The sequence below is a fragment of the Flavobacterium sp. genome (genome assembly GCF_044339515.1).
GTDB lineage: Bacteria > Bacteroidota > Bacteroidia > Flavobacteriales > Flavobacteriaceae > Flavobacterium.
Genome location: NZ_JBIIVK010000008.1, coordinates 65,832 through 85,419 on the forward strand (window position 1 = coordinate 65,832; position 19,588 = coordinate 85,419).

The following is a 19,588-nucleotide window of genomic DNA, read 5'->3' on the forward strand; positions in this document are numbered from 1 at the left end:
TTAAAACACCATCTTCTCCAATGCTTCCATCACATACGAATGCATCACTTCCTTGTAATCCAAATGGGTAACCATTCGCAGTTTTCCTTTGCCTAACGAGCTGATGGAAATGTTTTTCTGTTTTAATTTTTCAATGACCAATTCGTCTTTGATGTGCGGTAAAACGGAAAAAATCACAATATTAGTCTCTACTTCTTCCACCGATTGTACCCAATTGGTTTTGGATAACACTTCCCCTAATTCCTTTGCTCGTCGATGGTCTTCTGTCAATCGCTCAATGTTGTGTTCCATCGCATAAAGTGCCGCAGCCGCCAAATAACCGGCTTGTCGCATGCCGCCACCCAACACTTTTCGAATGCGTAGAGCTTTGGGATAATCCTTTTCACTCATCAACAAAACGGAACCAATCGGTGCTCCCATTCCTTTGGAAAAACAAACCGAAATGGTGTCAAACAAAATCCCGAATTGCAACGGGTCTTGGTTTTTGGCTACTAAGGCATTCCACAACCTAGCTCCGTCTAAATGGTATTTTAATCCGTGACGGTCACATACTTTACGAATGGCAATTAAATCTTCTATTTCATAACACGCTCCTCCTCCTTTGTTGGTTGTATTTTCTAAGGAAACCAATGTGGTTAACGGACTATGGTAAAAATCTGGTGGGTTGATGGCGGCTTCCACTTGGTCTGCCGTAATCATCCCGCGATGACCCTCCAACAAACGACAGGAAACCCCACTGTTAAAGGAAACACCTCCTCCTTCATAGTTAAAAATATGGGCATATTTATCGGCAATCAATTGCTCTCCAGGTTGGGTATGTAATTTAATAGCCGTTTGATTCGCCATCGTTCCGGAAGGAAAAAACAAGGCTTTCTCCATCCCAAAAAAAGCAGCCGTATAGGCTTCTAATTCATTAACCGTAGGGTCGTGTTTGAATACATCATCACCCACTTTTGCCGTAAACATCGCCCTTAACATGTCTAAAGAAGGCTTGGTTACGGTATCACTTATTAAATTTATTTCCAACGGTATCACTTATTAAATTTATTTCCATGCGTAAAACACTGTATTGCTTAAATTCTTTTTCTTATTTGTACTTTATATTAACTTCATTTTTACCTTTATACCTTATATGCCTTATATGGTTTAAACAAAATAATCACCTTAAAATCTAAGTATTAGCCAATCATTAAATCAATAGAATTTCTATTTTTAATTTGACAAAGCTCATTATTATTTATGGTAAAAAATCACTTTTCTTTTTGATTAGGACAACTCACATCTTGTCCCTACCTTTGCAAAAAACAAAACTACAACAATTATGACAAATACCGAACAAATTAAAGGTATTGTAGAACGCCTTGGTGCGTTGAGGAGGTATCTTTGACATCGATAAGAAGTTAATAGAAATTACCAACGAAGAAGAAAAAACCTTTGACCCTACCTTTTGGAACAATCCGAAAGAAGCTGAAATCGTGGTTCGCGACTTGCGTTCCAAGAAAAAATGGGTAGAAGATTACCAAAAAGCAGTCAATTTATCGGAAGAATTACAAATGGTTTTTGAATTTTTCAAAGACGGCGATGCTACTGAGGAAGAAGTAGATACTGTTTTTGAGCAAACCAATACCTTAATTGAAAACCTGGAGTTCAAAAACATGCTTTCTGAGGAAGGCGACAACCTGAGTGCCGTGTTGCAAATCACTGCCGGTGCCGGTGGTACGGAAAGTTGTGATTGGGCTTCGATGCTCATGCGAATGTACCTCATGTGGGCCGAAAAAGAAGGTTACAAAGTAAAAGAATTGAACTTTCAGGAGGGCGATGTGGCCGGAATCAAAACCGTAACCCTTGAAATTGAAGGTGATTATGCCTTTGGTTACCTTAAAGGAGAAAATGGTGTGCATCGATTGGTGCGTATTTCACCGTTTGACAGTAACGCCAAACGCCATACTTCTTTTGCTTCCGTATATGTGTATCCGTTAGTGGATGATACGATTGAAATTGAAATCAATCCGGCCGATTTAGAAATCATAACCTCTCGTTCGAGTGGTGCGGGTGGACAAAATGTGAACAAAGTAGAAACGAAAGTACAGTTGTTTCACAAACCAACCGGGATTCAAATTCAATGCTCTGAAACGCGTTCGCAACAAGACAACCGTCAACGGGCGATGCAAATGCTTCGTTCCCAATTATACGAAATTGAGTTGAATAAACGAATGGCTCAAAGAGCCGACATCGAAGCGGGAAAAATGAAAATTGAATGGGGTTCACAAATCCGAAACTATGTGATGCATCCCTATAAATTAGTCAAAGACGTTCGAACCGCTCACGAAACAAGTGATGTGGAAGGCGTAATGAACGGCGAAATTGATGCGTTTTTGAAAGCGTATTTGATGATGATGGGACAGAAAGAGGAGTAGTTTAAGAGTTTAGAAGTTTAAAGGTTTAAAAGGGTATGTTAAGAGGGTTATCTTAGTTGCTTGATTTTAAAAAGAGTAAAAAAAGGTGTGATGTATCGTTTTTTTTGCTACTTTTATTAAAAGTATTGGCATGAATCATTCTAAGGTAACCTTACAAACGCCCGCCTTAACGCACGAAAAATCACTTAAAACATTAGTCGAGAACAGAACAGTTTATTCCTTGAATAACTGTGAGTTAAACTTATTCGAAACGTACGAGCAAAGCATTAAAGTTCCCTTAAAGTTTAATGATTTAGTGGTGACCAGTATGTTGCGGGGCAAAAAAGTAATGCACCTTTTTGAAGACCCTGAATTTGAGTATCTGCCGGGTGAAACTGTCATCATTCCGTCAAATGTTGAAATGAAAATTGATTTCCCGGAGGCCACGCAACACAATCCAACCCAATGTTTAGCCTTAGCCATCGATCAATTTAAAATAAAAGAAACCCTCGATTTTTTAAACGAACGCTATCCAAAAGAAGGTCAAAAACACTTCTGGAAATTGGATTATGAAAACTATTTCTTTTATAATAATTTAGAATTGGCCTCAACCATCAACAAACTCATCAAAGAATGCATGAGTACATCGATTACCAAAGATGCATTGGCCGATTTAACCTTACAGGAACTTTTAGTTCGCATCATTCAATCGCAAACAGTTAAAGCGATTAACAATCATCTATTGATTGACAGCAACAATCCGATTACGATTGTGGTGGAATATATTCGACAAAACATTCAAAACACAATCAGTCTGAAAGAACTAAGTGATAAAGCCTGCATGAGCACCACCTCTTTTTATCGCTATTTTAAACGTGAATTAGGGATGAGTCCGATTGAGTTTATCCTCAATGAAAAGATTAAGTTTGCTAAAAATTTGCTAAATAACCCCAGAATTAATATTTCGGAGGTTTCGTATTCCACCGGATTTGAAGATGCCAATTACTTTATTCGGGTGTTTAAAAAATACGAAGGCGTTACCCCAAAACAATACCAATTGATGAATGTGAACGGCTGATCAACTATTCGTTTCGCTTGATGTTTACTAAATTGGCCGCTTCTTCTTCCGTAAACAAACGATAATTGACTTTAAAGGTTTTACCATAAGGTGTTTCCAACGAAAAGCCTCCTGCTCCTATTCCATCGGTTACATCTAACGTAAAATGAGCGTGTTTCCAGTATTCAAACAAATCTTTGTCCACCCAAAATTCAAAACCGCTTACTGTTCCGATACAAACATCGCCGTAGCGAAGGTAAAATCCTCCTTTTTCAAAACATTGGGGTTGTGTTCCTTCACAACATCCACCGGCTTGATAAAACATCAAATCACCAAATTTTTCTTGTAACAGTGCAATTAATTCTAACGCTTTTTCTGTTGCGTCCAATCGTTTTACTTTTTCCATTGGTTGAAAGTTTAAAAGCCACGAATCCACAACATCTTTCGTGAATCCGTGGCTTTATGGGTATTTAGGTTGTTTTTAGAAAAATCCTAACTTATTTTTGTTGTAGGAGATCAACATGTTTTTGGATTGACGATAATGACCCAACATCATTTTGTGGTTTTCACGGCCAATTCCGGATTGTTTGTATCCGCCAAAAGGTGCTCCCGCCGGATACGCATGGTATTGATTCACCCATACTCTACCCGCTTGAATGGCTCTTGGTACTTGATACAATTCATGAGCATCACGCGTCCAAACACCGGCTCCTAATCCATACATGGTGTCGTTGGCAATTGCAATCGCTTCTTCAGTGGTTTTAAACGTGGTCACCGCTAAAACCGGTCCGAAAATCTCTTCTTGAAAGATTCTCATTTTATTGTGTCCTTTGAATAACGTAGGTTGAATATAATAACCGCCTTCCATTTCGTCTCCTAAATGGTTGACACCTCCACCACACAACAACTCTGCTCCTTCTTCTTTACCTAATTGAATGTACGACAATATTTTATCTTTTTGAATTTGCGACGCTTGAGCTCCCATCATCACCGTGGTGTCAAACGGATTTCCGGTTTTAATGGCTTTTACCCTCTCAATCACTTTTTCAATAAAGGCATCATAAATGGATTCGTGAATCAATAATCGGGACGGACAAGTACAAACTTCTCCTTGATTCAAAGCAAATAAAGCAACTCCTTCTAATGCTTTATCTAAAAATTCATCATCGGCATCCATCACGGATGGGAAAAAGATATTTGGCGATTTTCCACCCAATTCCAATGTAACCGGAATAATGTTTTCGGTAGCATATTGCATTACCAAACGTCCGGTTGCTGTTGAACCGGTGAACGCTGCTTTGGCCACTTTGGGATTGGTAACCAGTGTTCTGCCTAATTCCGCTCCAAAACCATTTACGACATTCACTACCCCAGCCGGAAGTAAATCACCAATTAATTCCATTAATACCATAATGGAAATCGGTGTACTTTCTGCCGGTTTTAACACTACGCAATTGCCCGCAGCTAAAGCAGGTGCAAGTTTCCAAACCGCCATTAATATTGGAAAATTCCAAGGAATAATTTGAGCGATAACACCAATTGGTTCATGCACAATAATCGAAACCGTGTCTTTGTCTAATTCGCTAATCGAACCTTCTTCTGCCCGAATAACTCCCGCAAAATAACGGAAATGATCGATGGCTAAAGGCATATCGGCAGCCATGGTTTCACGAATGGCTTTACCATTATCCAACGTTTCTACTGCTGCTAAATGTTCTAAATTGGCCTCCATACGGTCGGCTATTTTATTCAAAATAATGCTTCGTTCCGTTGCGGAAGTTTGTCCCCAACTTTTAAAGGCTTCATGGGCTGCATCAACAGCCATTTCAATATCCATCTTAGCCGAATGAGCGGCTTTTGCCATTAATTTTCCATCTACAGGTGACAACACTTCAAAATATTGTCCGGTAGAAGGCGGTGTCCATTTTCCGTTGATGTAGTTATCGTACTTTTCTTTTAATTGGGGTCTTGCTATTACACTCATAATCTGTTATTTTTTGGTTTACTCAAAAGTACAAGTAAGCTTTTGCTTAAAATAGCACATTTATGGCAAATGATAGCACAAAATTGATTTGTCGTATTTTTAACTATAAAAAATTGTGACTTCCTTATTATTTCATAATAAATTTTAAAAAATTCATAATATCATACACTACCATCGCCCTACTCAAAAAACAAATTTCCTACTTCTCAAACGATTTCGTATTTTAGCATCCGAATAAAAAATAAACCCCATGGATTTAAACTTCAACAAAAACGAAGACCACAATAAACTTTTATTAGCCGAATTAAAACGCCGTTTTGCTCAAGTGAAATTGGGCGGTGGTGAAAAAAGAATCGAAAAATTACATGCGGAAGGCAAAATGACGGCTCGTGAACGCATCGATTATTTGTTGGATGAAAAAGCCAAAAGCATTGAAATCGGTGGATTTGCCGGTGAAGGAATGTATAAGGAACACGGCGGTTGTCCGTCCGGTGGTGTAGTCGTAAAAATTGGGTACATTAAAGGAAAACAGTGTATTGTGGTGGCCAATGATGCAACCGTTAAAGCCGGTGCCTGGTTTCCGATTACAGGAAAAAAGAATCTTCGTGCTCAAGAAATAGCCATAGAAAACCGTTTGCCTATTATTTATTTAGTGGACAGTGCCGGGGTGTATTTACCCATGCAAGATGAAATCTTTCCCGACAAAGAACATTTCGGACGTATATTTCGAAACAACGCCATCATGAGCAGTATGGGCATTACGCAAATTGCCGCTGTCATGGGCAGTTGTGTGGCCGGTGGAGCCTATTTACCGATTATGAGTGACGAAGCCATGATTGTCGATAAAACCGGAAGCATCTTCTTGGCCGGAAGTTATTTGGTGAAAGCCGCGATTGGTGAAAACATTGACAATGAAACCTTGGGCGGAGCTACCACGCACTGCGAAATTTCAGGCGTAACGGATTATAAAGCCAAAGACGATAAAGATGCATTAGACCGTATCAAAAGCATTGTAGGTAAAATTGGTGATTACGACAAAGCCGGATTCAACCGTGAGAAAGCGGCTAAACCAGCGTTGAAAGAAACAGATATTTATGGTATTCTTCCGAAATCAAGAGCGGATCAATATGATATGATGGAAATTATTAAACGTTTAGTGGATAACTCCGAAATGGATATGTATAAAGACGGTTACGGACAATCCATCATTACCTGTTATGCCCGTATTGACGGTTGGGCGGTGGGAATCGTAGCCAATCAACGCACCGTTTCCAAAACCAAAAAAGGAGAAATTCAGTTTGGTGGAGTGATTTATTCCGATTCGGCGGATAAGGCAACACGTTTTATAGCAAATTGTAATCAGAAGAAGATTCCGTTGGTGTTTTTGCAAGACGTGACCGGGTTTATGGTGGGCAGCAAATCAGAGCATGGTGGCATTATTAAAGACGGAGCCAAAATGGTGAATGCCGTTTCCAATTCGGTGGTGCCGAAATTTACGATAGTAGTGGGTAATTCCTATGGTGCGGGTAATTATGCCATGTGTGGAAAAGCCTACGACCCACGCTTAATAGCCGCTTGGCCGAGTGCTGAATTAGCGGTCATGGGTGGCACACAAGCCGCCAAAGTATTAATGCAAATTGAAGCTTCTTCTTTGAAAGCCAAAGGCGAAGTAGTAGATGAAGCCAAAGAAAAAGAGTTGTTTGATAAAATCAAAGCCCGCTACGACGAGCAAGTTTCTCCCTATTATGCCGCATCGCGTTTATGGACAGATGCCATCATCGACCCGCTGGAAACAAGAACCTGGATTTCGATGGGCATTGAAGCCGCGAATCACGCTCCGATTGAAAAGAAATTTAATTTAGGTGTGATTCAAGTATAAAGAGATGCCTCGTTTTTTACATTATTTAACAGAAGTAATCGCGTGGATTCAAATTGTGCTTTCACCGGTTTTATTTTCTTGTTTGATAGCTTGTTTTGTTTATTTTCCCAACCAATCTAATACAAGGCTTGTAATTAGTATCTTGATCATTCTATTAGGTTTTCTCATTGGAATATATTTTGCATCTAAAATTTGGAAAAAACAAGGTACTGTCTCTTATTTATCAAAACTATCTGAAACCCCTGATATTGATAAGATGAACGAAAAATAAACTACCTCAACTATTTAAAAATAGAAATAAAATTATACTTTTATGTAATGAAAGAAAAAGTATACAAATATTCATCTCTATCCTTTATTTTAATTAATTTTTGGACACTTTACCTGTTTTTTGATTATTTCTTAGACCGAGGTGGACTTTTTGACGGATTTGTTTTATTAATTCATTTTTTTTACAGCCTTCTTTTTTCCATAAGTATAAGTTTACTACTATTATTATTCAGGCTATTTTTTCACATCAAAAAGAGAAAAAATCCGTTGAGGGTTAATTTTTTGTATATTCTTTTTGGAATATTCAATCTCAATCTTTTTCTCATTTGGTTGGTTTGTATAAGCCTAAAATTAGTAGAATTAGATAATGCATATTTATCATCATCAACCATCATAGCTCTTTTAATGGGCAGTTTTATGATTAAAGATATTTATTTATTAAATTCCAAAAAGTCACTTTCTGAAATTAATAAAGAAGATATGTAGCAAATTGCTATCTTGTTACGGTTGCATTGAAGCCGCTAGCCAAGCTCCCATTGAAAAGAAATTTAATTTTAGATAATTCAGGTATAAGTTGGCTTGGTTTTTGATTCAAAAATTTAAAAACAATTCAGATGAAACAATTTCTATTTTTACTTATTGCAAGTTTCTCTATCGCTATTACAGCTCAAAATGAAGAATATGTTGGTACTTACGAATTTTACAACAAAGATGTAAAAGGAGATGTGATTCAGTATGAATTAAAATTAAACGCTGATCAAACGTTTACTTTTTACTTTTACAGAAACATCATTTGTACGGTTTGCAAAGAAGAAAAAAACTATGGTAAAGGAAGTTGGAAAATTGAAAATAAAATTCTTCATTTTTCAACCAATGAGGATGATTTGGATACAAAAAGCACTTTAAACTTTACAGGAACAACAGCAAGATTAATTAAAAAATCATCGAGAGACTTAACAGACAAAATTGTTCCAACCGCTCTTCAATTCTATAAATCAAAAATTCCTTGGATAGAGAATTTAAAAATAATTAAAAAGACATAAAGTTTCAAAAACAGCCATAAATAAAAAGGATAGCAAAACTATCCTTTTTTATTTTATCGTATACTATTGGAAATCGATTTTTGTTCATAGGCTACCATCATCTCCTTTGCTTTTTCAAACTGGCTGACAGACCGCAACGACTGTGCAAAACGATAATAATAGATAGGCTCTAAGTCGGTCGTCAATTCAAATAATTTGGAGTACCACTGAGCGGCTTTGTTCAAATCATCTTTAAAAAAACGACTGTCCGCCACCTTTTTCAACATGTCTATAGAAAAATAACCTTTCTCCAACACACCTTCATAGGTTTTGACCAAATCAACATAAATATAATCCTTTTTTTCGGTTTTTTCCACCACTTCCACCTTTGGAGCTTCCACTACCGGTAAAGCTGTAATCGAAGCAGTAATTTCATTACTTTGTGCTACCAGATTCGATGGCATGAGTCCTTGAAGTTGATTCACTTTCGGTTTAACTTTCTTGTACACCGTAGTCACTTTTCTAGTATTATTCTGTCCCATCGTAGCCGTGCTAATCAAGTTAATGTTAGACACTTTATACCGCGTGACACTACTCCCAAAACGACAATTGACACGCTCTTCTACTAAGTAATAATCCACCACATATTCCTCCGAATTTGCATTCGAAGCAATATTTTCGCTATTGCGATTTTCATTACCGACACCCCCATTTTGTGCCCAACAGCTAGTGACTTCGCAAAAAAACATAGAAATAACTAGCAAATTAACAATAATCCGCCCCATAACACACTATTTATGAATGATGCTTCAAAGGTAAATACACTACTTTCGGAAACCGATATATTTCTTCAAATGACTACAAAAATCGACAAACTGCACACCCTGTTTCAGGTTATCGAAAAAAAATGTCCTTTTAACGGAACTCAATAACGAGGAATTCTTTTCAACCGCTTGTTTAGTTGTCTCTTTTAAGCGTCAATCAACAGTAAAATTGATTATGTTGAAACAAGAAAATATCCCTTCTGAGATAAATATGATATTAACTTTTCGTTTTTTAGCTTTGCACCATGACGCAGCCTTCTCACTTTATTCCGTTTCAAAACGATGTATCCGCTATTGCCTTGCCGGAAAAATTCACTTTTCCGTTTTATTACGAACCACATGAACTGAGTAAAATAGCCGCTTCTGAATTGCAAGACTACTTGAACAAGCAAACCGACTGGGAACACAATTTCGGATTGAAAGAAGGGCAGCAAGGGTTAGTCATCGGAAAAATGTTTGGCGTATTGGTTGTGCAAAAACCAACCGGAGAAGTGGGTTATCTCGCTGCATTTTCCGGAAAATTAGCCGATAGCAATGAACACCGTCACTTTGTGCCTCCCGTATTTGACATGCTCCAACAAGACGGCTTTTTTAAACAAGAAGAAAAAATCCTGAATGCTTACAACCGCGATATTGAAGCCTTAGAAAACGATGCGGAATACCTCGCTTGTCAACAAGCTTTGGCCTCTACCCTTTTGCAAGCCGAACACGACAAAGCCGAAAAGAAAGAACAAAGCCGCCTGAATAAAATCCGTCGGGATGCATTGCGGGTGAAAGCGGAACAGGAATTAGCCTTTGACGACTACAAAGCCCTTCAAAAAAGCTTGAGCAAAGAAAGCCAGCAGGGAAGCATACAGTGGAAGCAAATGAACCATTATTGGAAAACAGAAATCGAGAAAGCTCAACAAAAAGTAGCGGTTTTTGAAGCCCGTTTGCAACAATTGAAAGACGAACGCAAAGGCAAATCGGCGGCGTTGCAACAAAAATTGTTTCAGCAGTATGCGTTTTTGAATCCGTTGGGAGAAACGAAGAGTTTAGGAGCCATTTTTGAAGACAATCCACCGGCGAGTGCGGGTGAATGTGCGGCACCGAAATTGTTGCAGTATGCTTTTTTACACCACTTGCAACCCATTGCGTTGGCTGAATTTTGGTGGGGACAATCGCCAAAGTCGGAAATACGGAAACACGGGCATTTTTATCCGGCTTGTACGGGCAAATGCAAACCCATTTTGGCTCACATGTTAGTGGGCTTAAACGTGGATGACAACCAGTTGTTGCAAAATCCGGCGGAAGACAAGGAGTTAACGTTTTTATACGACGATGCCTATTTATCGGTGGTTCATAAACCGGCGGAGTTTTTATCGGTGCCCGGCAAAGCGATACGGGATTCGGTGTATACCCGTTACCAAGCTCAGTTTCCCGAAGCGACCGGACCGTTGATTGTGCACCGGTTAGACATGTCTACCTCCGGGATTTTGTTGTTAGCGAAAAGCACAGAAGTCTATTTGCAACTGCAAGCCCAATTCATGAAACGTTCGGTGCAAAAACGCTATGTGGCGTTATTAAATGGAATGATTGAACACGACCGTGGCGAAATCAATTTGCCGTTGCGGGTCGATTTAGACAACCGCCCGAACCAGTTGGTGTGTTACCAACACGGCAAACCCGCCAAAACGCTGTGGGAAGTGGTTGAACGCCGGGAGCACACTACGTTGGTACACTTCTACCCCATCACGGGCCGCACGCACCAGTTGCGGGTGCACGCCGCCCATACCGAAGGCCTCAACGCCCCGATTGTAGGCGATGATTTATACGGCACCAAAGCCGACCGCCTCTATTTGCATGCCGAACGCATACGGTTTTGGCATCCGGTGTTGGGGAAGGAGATGGAGGTGGTGGATGGGGTTGGGTTTTAGGGGGTTTGTTAAGAAAACTGGTTTTGATTTTTGTGAAAAGTTAAAAAAGTTATGTAGATTTGAAGATATTTACTAATTGGCAGTAATGATATCACGACTCCACAAAACAAGAACTAATGGAAACTAACGAAATCGATTTGAATTATATGAATACAGGAAGTGTTGACAAAACATATTTTGCTCGATCCTTTGTAGATAAATTCACTGGAGAAACAGAAAGATTTGCTTTCAAAATTTTAGATGATAATCAAACAGAATTTATTTTAAGAAAAGAAGCAGTTATTGGCCTTTCCTTTCTCGGTAAAAGAGCGTTGAAAGCATTATTTTATGAAGATAGCAGAAATATAAAAAAACTTTTTCTTCAGCAATTCGACTCAGCTGACTTACCAGTAAGAAATTTGTCTAAACAAGCATCCTTTACCGAAGACGAAATTGAAAGACTATATTTATTTCTTAAGAGCATCAAAGAAGTCGAATTCCCAAACAATCAATCCTACAATGTAAAAGACGATGAATTACGAAAAATGCTCTTAGATGATAAGCAAGCAAAAAAATTGATTTTAGAAAATCTTCCTCAATTACAAGAAGCTCTTAAAAATAATATAACCACAAGTGATATAATCAATTACGGCTACAGAAAATCTCAACTTGAGATATTTAAAAAACTACTCTATGAAGAAGGTTTTTTCAACATTCACAAACAAACTTTAATTGCTGAAGGAAAATTAACTTCAAAAGCTAGAGATGAAGATTTATGGCAATCGTTTTTCGAAAAAAACACTTGGATATTAGGTTATGGTTTGGAATATCTTTTTAACACAGAATTAGACGATAGAAAACTAGAACAAATAACAAGCGGAGCTAATTTCAATGAAGCTGGAAAGCGAATTGACGGCTTATTAAAATCTCAAGGGGCAATAAACTCACTTTGTTTTTGTGAATTGAAGCTTAGTTCGCATAGTCTTTTAAAACAAGTTAAGGATTCATATCGTCCAGAATCGTGGCAAATTTCAGATTCTTTATCTGGTGCAATTGCTCAAGTTCAAAGAACAATTCAAAAAGCGATTTTTGATATAAAAACAAAAATTGAAATTGTAGATAAACAAGGAGATTTAACAGGAGAAGAACTCTATTTGTACAATCCTAAAGGATTTATATTAATAGGTAATCAAGAAGAATTTATAAATGAAGATAAAATAAATCAAATAAAATACTCGTCATTTGAAATGTTTAGAAAAAACTTGAAAAATATTGAAATACTAACATTCGACGAGTTATATCAGAGAGCTAAATATATATGTGAAAAATAATCACTGCTGCCAATAGCCGTTTCTCGCAATTGCGAATTTTGTGGTAAGCTCATGTTAACGTTTTGCAAGAATTTTTATCCTTAACAGAAAATAATCAGTTCAGACCTTCTCAACTTTTTGAAGCGGCAAATCCTTATGTGTCATTGCAACAAAAATCTGCTTAAATTACATCATAAACCTATATGCATAATCAACTTAAAATTTTCGAATATTTTAAAAGCTCACAGGAAGATGCTCTTTTTGGAATAAGTGAATTATTAGATAATCCAAATCATCCAGAATATCAAAATTTAATGACTGACATTGAAAATATTGATTTAAATATATTAGAGAATTTTGTAGAAAGCCAAAAAATTAATAGATTCTTAGGTGGAAAGGACAACCAACATCATGAAAAATGTAAGTGGTTTTTAATTTCAACAATCCAGAAAGGAATAGCTGAAGAAAGACTTAAAGCACTTGTTGAAAACAAACTTCCTTACAACTCAGAAAATCTAAAGTTTTTAGAAATCGATGAAAATAGCTTAGTTTCAATTAAAGACTTTGAATTATATAAAAACGGCTTTAAATATAATGACTATGTTTACAATTTAACACCAGTAACTTCGGGTTCTAATTCCAGTTATTGGATATCTCAAATAATCATAAGTCTTACGTATTATAATAATTTGAACTTTAAAATTCGTTTAGATCCGTTTATAGAAATACATCATCAAGAATTCGAACATTTAGCTTATAAAATGACAATCTACGGGAAACCGTTAGATTGGGAAAGATTAAAAACTTTGCGAGAAGAAGAATTTGGACAATGGGTTAACGATGATATTTTATCTAAAGGCAATGTAACTGATTATGTTTGGCGACCAGAAGATAATGAAATACATTTTACTTGCGAAGAACTGACAAATTTTGACGAAGTTAAAACTCAAGGTAGCCGCTATTTTCATGCGATATTCAATAAAGAAACTGGACAAATAATTCATTGTGATGGAGCAATAAGAATCTACACAAAAGAAGAATTAGAACATCGATTACAATATCATGTTAGAAAAGCTGAAGTAAGGAAAGTTGGAAAACGAATAAAAATTTTTCAGCTTGATGAAAATATTGACCAGGATACTTTTGTTTTGTTAATTACTAATTTTATGGTTTGGAATTATGATGTTTTGAAATACTTCAATCAATCGTAACCCACTCTCCAAGCTCTCCTTAGTCTTCTGTGATAGCACTTGCTCTGCGAAAATCGTTTTTTTATCCGCATTACAGCTTTTGATTTTGGGAGAAGTTGAAAATGTTTTGTAGATTTGTTAGTAATTACTAGCTAGCGGTAACCTAGAAACACCTATCATTAAAAAAATGAAACAACTTTTAAAACTCCTTTTTATATCAGTCTTATTTCTACAAACAATAATAAGCTGTTTTGGACCTGGAGTTCAAGATTTTTCGACTGACTTAACTGGAAATTATGCAATATTCAGAAATTCGGCTCATGAAATAAAGATAACACCAAAAGATGGTTGGAATGATAAAACTGCAATTATCCCATCAAAAGTTTTAAAAGTAAATGTATATGAAAATTTTATCATCGCTGAACGACAAGGTTTAAAAAAACGTTCTCCAAATGACAGTTTAGACTCTTATGAAATTCCCGACGAAAAGGTAAGAGATTATTGGATTTTGAATACTTCCAAAAATTATGTAATTGGAAATTTAAAATTCAATACCTTTCAAAAGAAACTTGATTCACTTAGTATTCCAAAAGATATAAAATTAATTGACGTTTATAGTTATTAGAAAAAGAGAACGATAACTTATGTCATGTTTGATAGTATATGCTCAGCAAATAACATTTTTCAATCCACAAAACAGCTTTTGATTTTTGTGAGTAATTGAAAAAGTGGTGTAGATTTGAGTAAATTTATTATTTATAAATAATTCTATATCAGAAACAAAAATTTAAAGCAATTTTAATCAACACCAACAAATGAAAAAACTAATTTTAGCAATTGGAGTATTAATTGGAATAACGAATATTTCCTGTTCAAAAAATGATGATAAAATAAATTGTTCTCAATTAAACATTCAATCTGCAGAAGACTTGACTTGTGAAGAAATTGCTCAACAATTTGATTGTAGTTGTGATTAAATAAATAATTTATGAAATTATGAGATTAAAATTAATAACGATATTATTATTATTTTTTACAATTACATTATTATCACAAGATTCAAAATTTAGTGTTGAAGCTAATTTCCCAATTCCAATTGGAGATAACTTTCTTGGAAAAAATTATAACGGAATTTTTGATGTTGGTGCTAAATATAAATTTTTAAATCATAAAACAATTGATATTGGGGCTTCTGTAAATTTTGGTTATTTTCAGAATACAAAATCCGGTGCAACTAACGTAAATCAGCTTTTTGACGTTAAGATTTTTCCAATACAACCTCGAATTTTTATGGAATTCAATATCCCAAGTTTAGAAAAATTTCACCCTCACGTTGGAATAGGATATTCTATATTAATTTATGACGCAAAATGGAAAGAAAATACGAATGCTGATTTACCTGCGGATATTGACGATAATGAGAATGGTTTAAATTTTAATATAGGATTATCCTATGATTTAACTCGTAAATTATTCATACAAGCACAATATGACTTTATAAAGGTTGGAGTTGAAGACGGAATACCTGATAAAAGTTATAATACGAATATTAACATTCTTAAAATTGGAATTGGATATCGAATTTAGAAAAAAATACACTGCCTCTGACCTTAGTAAGGATAGGCTATTTCACTATAATTAATGATTTATTTTATCTGCTACAAAGCTATAAACTTTTTTAGTAATTGAAAAAGATATCTAGATTTGGAAAATATACTAGATATTGAACCAATAGTAAAACTAAACAAAAAAATGAACGAATTACAATTAACAGGCGGAGCAAGAATTGGCATGGCGAATGCTACATTTCCATTTGCGACTTTAAAAGTGAATAAAGATAGATTGGAATTAAATGCTTCAATTGTCGGAAATTTGATTTTTCAAGCTTCTGACATTGTTTCAATTGAACCGTATGTTATGATTCCGTTATTGGGACAAGGAATAAAAATTAATCATAAGGTTGCCAACTACAATGAGCGAGTGATTTTTTGGACGTTTAAAGACCCGAGTGCTGTGGTTCAACAAATCAAAGCAACAGGATTTTTAAGTAATCAAAATGCAACTGAACCAAAAATAGACAGAACAATCCTTGAAAAACAGGCAACAGGAGGTTTTCCCATCAAAAAAGGTTATGCCATTGGAGCAATAGTGGTATGGAACGCACTTTTCTTAACTGATTTTATTACGTTCTTTCTGGGTAAAACAGATAAATTCCAAGCTGCCCAAAGTTTTAATTGATAGCATCTTTTTAGCGAATACCCAGCTCACCTAAGTCTTGTATGATAGCACCTACTCTGCAAATAGCGTTTTTGAAACCACAATACAGCTTTTAATTTTTGTGAGCAATCGAAAAAGTTGTGTAGATTTGGGGTAATCAATTCTTAGTGAATAATTTTAAAACAATTATATGAATTTTGATAAATGCCCAAATTGTGGTAAAGCGGTGAAAGGTTTTTTCAGTACCGCTACACTTATTTCTGAAAATAAAACGGAATTTATTAATAAGCATTTAGACTTGAAATCTCAAGGCTATTGTAATTTCTGTTCGTCAGATTATTTAAATCAACTTGCGAAAAGTTTTAGACAACAAAAAAATGACCTCGAAAATCGACTAAAACAAATCATTCATTACATACCTATTTTATCTTCACCGGCACCTAACGATTGGAAATATGATATTTTAGATATGTTAACTGCTCAAACTACATCAGGCACAGGTTTTACTACTGAACTCTCAAGGTCTTTTAATGATTTTTTTGGAGGAACTTCAAACACTACCAACAAAAAAATATCAGACGCAACTAATCTTTGTAAAACTGATTTAAGAATTCAATGTGTTAAAATGGGTGGAAATGCAATTATTTCTACAGATATTGATTTCAATGAAATTGGTTCCGGTAGTACAAATATGCTTATGGTTTGCATGGCTGGAACAGCAATAAAAGTATTAGATATGAACATGTTCAATTCTAAAAACAGTGATTATATTTTAGAAGTTGTAGAGATAACAGAAAAAATAGACGCAATTGCAGAAATGCCGAAATAAGTAAAATCATCCTAAGCTCTCCAAAGTCTTCTTTGATAGCACATGCTCTGCGAATATCATTTTTCAATCACCAAAACAGCTTTTGATTTTTGTGAGAAGTTGAAAAAGTTGTGTAGATTTGGTGATATTTACTTGTTGTGTAATACTTTGTAAAGAAAACATAATGAATCTAAAAACACTTATTTCAATAAAATTTATTCTATATGTGATTGGCTTTTTTATACTTGCTTATTTTTCGAGTAATATTAGTCGTTCATATACAGACCTCCAAAAGCAAAACGAAGAGTTATTGAATCAAAAAAAATATTATGAAGCAATTTTAAAATTGGAAGAAAATGACTCAGTTGGTAAAAAAAATCTCTATGAAATAATAGAAGCTGGAAATTACAAACTGAAACCTGAAAATGGAAACGAATTAAAATTATCTACAAATAGTGCAATCTTTATAATTTCTATTTTAATATTAATTTACTTATTCAATTTTCTGAATGACAAAATCGAGAAATTAAAATTTGATGAATCAGAAGATGAAAAAAATAATATGCTGTAAAAAAATAAATCTACAAACGCAGTTTACCCCGCTCACCTAAGTCTTCTATGATAGCTCGTGCTCTGCGAAAAGGTTTTTTTACCAGCTACCCAAAATGTTCATTAATTGCTTATCTTTATATAATTGAAAAACTTAAAAAGAATAATTGTTTACCTTATTTTAATCGCTAGTTTACTACTAATTGCGGTCAATGTTTTTATTGGTTCATGCATGGGAGATAAATATTCTATTGATTCAAAAAAAATTGAAACCGAAATTAAATCCAAAAAACGTATTTTATATGTGTATGAATTTGATTCTTTAACAAGAAAGATGGAATACGAATTGGAAATTAAGGTAATTGACAGTATGACTATTTATAAATATCACAATCGTATAGATTCTACCAAAAATATATCCTTTCGATTGAACAAAGCAAAGTCAGACTTATACTTTGTTTTTGATAAATTCAATGTAACTGATTTTAATTACTATCAAACAACTTCTTTTAAGTTTGACAAATATGAAATGTCTGATCCGGTTGTAGATGGTGTAAGTCCCATTTTATTCAACAAAAATTATGGTATTTTAGCTTGGGATAATGGTTGGGGTAATCAATTTTATTTTGTGGCTGATGAAATTAACGATGAAATTATGTTGCCTATTTTATGGCCAAGACACTAGTTCCCAGCTTCTCTGCAATGTCCCCTACTCAAAAAGGTTTCTTAACTTTTAAATAAATCGGTAAAATAAATTATATCTTTAAACAGTTGATTATTTATGTTAACCAAAATTGAGTTTATGTCCAAAAATGCATTAATTCTTCAAATCTTTTTAATTCTCAGTTCACTTTTTTGTTTTGCACAGAAAACGATTAAAGGAGAAGTTATTCTATTCAATCCAGAAGATAAAGAATTAGTAGCCGGAAAAAAACTTATTTATTTAAGGGATACTTTTAATGAAATAGCGTTCGATAGTGTTTACATTGATGAAAATCTTCGTTTTGAATTTAAAAATGTTGATAGAGATAGTGTTAATATTTTTTTCAAACCAAGAAATTATCCAGGTAATGCTTCATACAATGTTAAACTCATTGGCAGGGATAAGAAATGGGAAAAATTAAAAATAGATTATTCACCAACTTGTCCTTATTCAAAAACTAATAAAATATGTCCTAAATGCCATAGTTCCAATGACGTAATTCCGATTGTTTATGGTTATGTTATTCAAAGGAAAGACCAAAAAGACAAAATAAAACTTGGTGGTTGTGTCACTTTTGGTTGCGAACCGAATTGGTATTGCAAAAAGGATGATTTAGATTTTTAACCAAGCTGCCCAAAGTTTTAATTGATAGCATCTTTTTAGCGAATACTCCACGCTCACCTAAGTCTTATATGATAGCACGTGCTCTGCGAATGTCTGTGACTTCGCAGCAAAACACTTCCTATTTTTAATACAAATCATACCGCTGCACATTGTTTACATTCTTCACATCTACAATTGGATTATCAGCTTTTTCTATACAGACCAAGCCAATATCATTCACATAATTAGAAGCACTTGAATACAAATAATGTGACGCTTTTTCAACTAATCCAGCTCGAACCGGATTCAAATGAATATAATCTAATTTTGACCACATAAACGGATTGGTATAAATTTCTTCCGGATGATTACCATATTGCCAAAATTGAAATACTTTATTTCTGGAATGGCTTTCAGTTGCCAATCGAAAACGTTCTAACATCCATTCCATTCTGCTTTCCGGTTCTGATTGTATTTTGCTTAAAATTGTTTTGGCTGTAAACTTCTTAAAATCACGAATCAAATCAGATAACTTTCCATCACTGGATTGAACAACCATATGAATGTGATTGCTCATGATCACATAGCCATACAAAACCATAGCTTTATTTTTGATACAATAATCCAAAGAAGCAATGACTTCGTCTCGGTATATTTTTCTTGAAAACACGTCAATCCAATCTACAACCGTAAGGGTAATAAAATGCGGTAGTTTTTGATCTCTAATGACATAACCTTCTTCCATATTCATTTATTTAATCAAATATAATAAAAATTGGAATTGTATATTTGCTGCGAAGTCACAGACATTCGCAGAGCATCTGCTAACTTTGGATATGGAAGACCTTCGCATAGAATCTTACAAACTTCGGATAGCGGGG

Annotated in this window: 21 protein-coding genes; 16 read left to right on the forward strand and 5 right to left on the reverse strand. The window is 35.0% G+C overall.

Translation table 11 applies throughout. From position 1 onward, the window contains the following. Window positions 1-1,026, reverse strand: a complete 1,026-nt coding sequence (locus ACIQ0M_RS03595; protein WP_396149807.1) for a threonine aldolase family protein — start codon at window positions 1,024-1,026, stop codon at window positions 1-3. Window positions 1,027-1,321: 295 nt separating this feature from the next. On the opposite strand from ACIQ0M_RS03595, the gene prfB reads away from it, so the two are divergent. Together prfB and ACIQ0M_RS03605 are read left to right on the forward strand one after the other, a co-directional pair. Further along, window positions 1,322-2,417 (forward strand): peptide chain release factor 2 gene (gene prfB / locus ACIQ0M_RS03600; RefSeq protein WP_156900315.1). Its coding sequence is split into 2 segments (ribosomal slippage): window positions 1,322-1,384 and window positions 1,386-2,417, totalling 1,095 coding nucleotides; the frame shifts between segments, so codons are not numbered across the junction. A 130-nt stretch (window positions 2,418-2,547) separates the two neighbouring features. Beyond that, window positions 2,548-3,474 carry an AraC family transcriptional regulator gene (locus tag ACIQ0M_RS03605; RefSeq protein ID WP_396149809.1) on the forward strand — a complete coding sequence of 309 codons (927 nt, stop codon included), beginning with the start codon at window positions 2,548-2,550 and terminating at the stop codon, window positions 3,472-3,474. A gap of 4 nt (window positions 3,475-3,478) precedes the next feature. Here the strand turns inward: ACIQ0M_RS03605 and ACIQ0M_RS03610 are convergent, their stop codons facing one another. Together ACIQ0M_RS03610 and ACIQ0M_RS03615 are read right to left on the reverse strand one after the other, a co-directional pair. Beyond that, the gene (locus tag ACIQ0M_RS03610; RefSeq protein ID WP_396149811.1) at window positions 3,479-3,859 is read right to left on the reverse strand and encodes a DUF779 domain-containing protein; all 381 of its coding nucleotides are present in this window, start codon (window positions 3,857-3,859) and stop codon (window positions 3,479-3,481) included. Between the two features lie 75 nt (window positions 3,860-3,934). Then, window positions 3,935-5,437, reverse strand: coding sequence for an aldehyde dehydrogenase family protein (locus ACIQ0M_RS03615; protein ID WP_396149813.1), 1,503 nt, complete (start codon window positions 5,435-5,437; stop codon window positions 3,935-3,937). Window positions 5,438-5,687: 250 nt separating this feature from the next. Here ACIQ0M_RS03615 and ACIQ0M_RS03620 point away from each other — a divergent pair, with 250 nt between their 5' ends. From ACIQ0M_RS03620 to ACIQ0M_RS03630, 3 genes are all read left to right on the forward strand, one after another. Further along, window positions 5,688-7,316 (forward strand): acyl-CoA carboxylase subunit beta, encoded by a 1,629-nt coding sequence (locus tag ACIQ0M_RS03620; protein ID WP_396149815.1) that lies wholly within the window; start codon window positions 5,688-5,690, stop codon window positions 7,314-7,316. Between the two features lie 318 nt (window positions 7,317-7,634). Next, window positions 7,635-8,072: a hypothetical protein gene (locus tag ACIQ0M_RS03625; RefSeq protein WP_396149817.1), complete on the forward strand. Its 438-nt coding sequence runs from the start codon at window positions 7,635-7,637 to the stop codon at window positions 8,070-8,072. 128 nt (window positions 8,073-8,200) lie between these two features. Beyond that, complete coding sequence (locus ACIQ0M_RS03630; RefSeq protein ID WP_396149819.1) at window positions 8,201-8,629, forward strand: hypothetical protein; 429 nt, start codon at window positions 8,201-8,203, stop codon at window positions 8,627-8,629. Window positions 8,630-8,682: 53 nt separating this feature from the next. Here ACIQ0M_RS03630 and ACIQ0M_RS03635 read toward each other — a convergent pair whose 3' ends face one another. Further along, window positions 8,683-9,357, reverse strand: a complete 675-nt coding sequence (locus tag ACIQ0M_RS03635; protein WP_396149821.1) for a hypothetical protein — start codon at window positions 9,355-9,357, stop codon at window positions 8,683-8,685. 320 nt (window positions 9,358-9,677) lie between these two features. Here ACIQ0M_RS03635 and ACIQ0M_RS03640 point away from each other — a divergent pair, with 320 nt between their 5' ends. The 11 genes from ACIQ0M_RS03640 to ACIQ0M_RS03690 all read left to right on the forward strand — a co-directional run bounded on the left by ACIQ0M_RS03640 (window position 9,678) and on the right by ACIQ0M_RS03690 (window position 18,728). Continuing rightward, window positions 9,678-11,348, forward strand: coding sequence for an RluA family pseudouridine synthase (locus tag ACIQ0M_RS03640; protein WP_396149823.1), 1,671 nt, complete (start codon window positions 9,678-9,680; stop codon window positions 11,346-11,348). A gap of 116 nt (window positions 11,349-11,464) precedes the next feature. Continuing rightward, window positions 11,465-12,658 carry a Shedu immune nuclease family protein gene (locus tag ACIQ0M_RS03645; RefSeq protein WP_396149825.1) on the forward strand — a complete coding sequence of 398 codons (1,194 nt, stop codon included), beginning with the start codon at window positions 11,465-11,467 and terminating at the stop codon, window positions 12,656-12,658. 182 nt (window positions 12,659-12,840) lie between these two features. Then, the gene (locus ACIQ0M_RS03650) at window positions 12,841-13,848 is read left to right on the forward strand and encodes a hypothetical protein (RefSeq protein ID WP_396149827.1); all 1,008 of its coding nucleotides are present in this window, start codon (window positions 12,841-12,843) and stop codon (window positions 13,846-13,848) included. Between the two features lie 166 nt (window positions 13,849-14,014). Continuing rightward, window positions 14,015-14,452: a DUF3997 domain-containing protein gene (locus ACIQ0M_RS03655; protein ID WP_396149829.1), complete on the forward strand. Its 438-nt coding sequence runs from the start codon at window positions 14,015-14,017 to the stop codon at window positions 14,450-14,452. A 190-nt stretch (window positions 14,453-14,642) separates the two neighbouring features. Continuing rightward, the gene (locus tag ACIQ0M_RS03660) at window positions 14,643-14,804 is read left to right on the forward strand and encodes a hypothetical protein (protein WP_164975433.1); all 162 of its coding nucleotides are present in this window, start codon (window positions 14,643-14,645) and stop codon (window positions 14,802-14,804) included. A gap of 19 nt (window positions 14,805-14,823) precedes the next feature. Further along, the gene (locus tag ACIQ0M_RS03665; protein WP_396149831.1) at window positions 14,824-15,414 is read left to right on the forward strand and encodes an outer membrane beta-barrel protein; all 591 of its coding nucleotides are present in this window, start codon (window positions 14,824-14,826) and stop codon (window positions 15,412-15,414) included. Window positions 15,415-15,579: 165 nt separating this feature from the next. Next, window positions 15,580-16,065, forward strand: a complete 486-nt coding sequence (locus ACIQ0M_RS03670) for a hypothetical protein (protein WP_396149833.1) — start codon at window positions 15,580-15,582, stop codon at window positions 16,063-16,065. A gap of 169 nt (window positions 16,066-16,234) precedes the next feature. Next, on the forward strand, window positions 16,235-16,873 hold the full coding sequence (locus ACIQ0M_RS03675) for a heavy metal-binding domain-containing protein (protein WP_396149835.1): 639 nt from the start codon (window positions 16,235-16,237) through the stop codon (window positions 16,871-16,873). A 163-nt stretch (window positions 16,874-17,036) separates the two neighbouring features. After that, complete coding sequence (locus ACIQ0M_RS03680; RefSeq protein WP_396149837.1) at window positions 17,037-17,423, forward strand: hypothetical protein; 387 nt, start codon at window positions 17,037-17,039, stop codon at window positions 17,421-17,423. Window positions 17,424-17,546: 123 nt separating this feature from the next. Further along, window positions 17,547-18,086 (forward strand): hypothetical protein, encoded by a 540-nt coding sequence (locus ACIQ0M_RS03685; protein ID WP_396149839.1) that lies wholly within the window; start codon window positions 17,547-17,549, stop codon window positions 18,084-18,086. 117 nt (window positions 18,087-18,203) lie between these two features. After that, complete coding sequence (locus tag ACIQ0M_RS03690) at window positions 18,204-18,728, forward strand: hypothetical protein (RefSeq protein WP_396149841.1); 525 nt, start codon at window positions 18,204-18,206, stop codon at window positions 18,726-18,728. Window positions 18,729-18,852: 124 nt separating this feature from the next. Here ACIQ0M_RS03690 and ACIQ0M_RS03695 read toward each other — a convergent pair whose 3' ends face one another. After that, window positions 18,853-19,452 (reverse strand): REP-associated tyrosine transposase, encoded by a 600-nt coding sequence (locus ACIQ0M_RS03695; RefSeq protein WP_396149843.1) that lies wholly within the window; start codon window positions 19,450-19,452, stop codon window positions 18,853-18,855. Window positions 19,453-19,588 lie beyond the last annotated feature (136 nt).

Bases quoted from the DNA above. Each gene is read 5' to 3' on its own strand.
- ACIQ0M_RS03695 (WP_396149843.1), bottom strand. From the start codon at position 19,452: ATGGAAGAAGGTTATGTCATTAGAGATCAAAAACTACCGCATTTTATT.
- ACIQ0M_RS03635 (WP_396149821.1), bottom strand. From the start codon at position 9,357: ATGTTTTTTTGCGAAGTCACTAGCTGTTGGGCACAAAATGGGGGTGTC.
- ACIQ0M_RS03605 (WP_396149809.1), top strand. From the start codon at position 2,548: ATGAATCATTCTAAGGTAACCTTACAAACGCCCGCCTTAACGCACGAA.
- ACIQ0M_RS03610 (WP_396149811.1), bottom strand. From the start codon at position 3,859: ATGGAAAAAGTAAAACGATTGGACGCAACAGAAAAAGCGTTAGAATTA.
- ACIQ0M_RS03670 (WP_396149833.1), top strand. From the start codon at position 15,580: ATGAACGAATTACAATTAACAGGCGGAGCAAGAATTGGCATGGCGAAT.
- ACIQ0M_RS03680 (WP_396149837.1), top strand. From the start codon at position 17,037: ATGAATCTAAAAACACTTATTTCAATAAAATTTATTCTATATGTGATT.
- ACIQ0M_RS03625 (WP_396149817.1), top strand. From the start codon at position 7,635: ATGAAAGAAAAAGTATACAAATATTCATCTCTATCCTTTATTTTAATT.
- ACIQ0M_RS03650 (WP_396149827.1), top strand. From the start codon at position 12,841: ATGCATAATCAACTTAAAATTTTCGAATATTTTAAAAGCTCACAGGAA.
- ACIQ0M_RS03655 (WP_396149829.1), top strand. From the start codon at position 14,015: ATGAAACAACTTTTAAAACTCCTTTTTATATCAGTCTTATTTCTACAA.
- ACIQ0M_RS03615 (WP_396149813.1), bottom strand. From the start codon at position 5,437: ATGAGTGTAATAGCAAGACCCCAATTAAAAGAAAAGTACGATAACTAC.
- ACIQ0M_RS03645 (WP_396149825.1), top strand. From the start codon at position 11,465: ATGGAAACTAACGAAATCGATTTGAATTATATGAATACAGGAAGTGTT.
- ACIQ0M_RS03660 (WP_164975433.1), top strand. From the start codon at position 14,643: ATGAAAAAACTAATTTTAGCAATTGGAGTATTAATTGGAATAACGAAT.
- ACIQ0M_RS03630 (WP_396149819.1), top strand. From the start codon at position 8,201: ATGAAACAATTTCTATTTTTACTTATTGCAAGTTTCTCTATCGCTATT.
- ACIQ0M_RS03640 (WP_396149823.1), top strand. From the start codon at position 9,678: ATGACGCAGCCTTCTCACTTTATTCCGTTTCAAAACGATGTATCCGCT.
- ACIQ0M_RS03620 (WP_396149815.1), top strand. From the start codon at position 5,688: ATGGATTTAAACTTCAACAAAAACGAAGACCACAATAAACTTTTATTA.
- ACIQ0M_RS03665 (WP_396149831.1), top strand. From the start codon at position 14,824: ATGAGATTAAAATTAATAACGATATTATTATTATTTTTTACAATTACA.
- ACIQ0M_RS03675 (WP_396149835.1), top strand. From the start codon at position 16,235: ATGAATTTTGATAAATGCCCAAATTGTGGTAAAGCGGTGAAAGGTTTT.
- ACIQ0M_RS03690 (WP_396149841.1), top strand. From the start codon at position 18,204: ATGTCCAAAAATGCATTAATTCTTCAAATCTTTTTAATTCTCAGTTCA.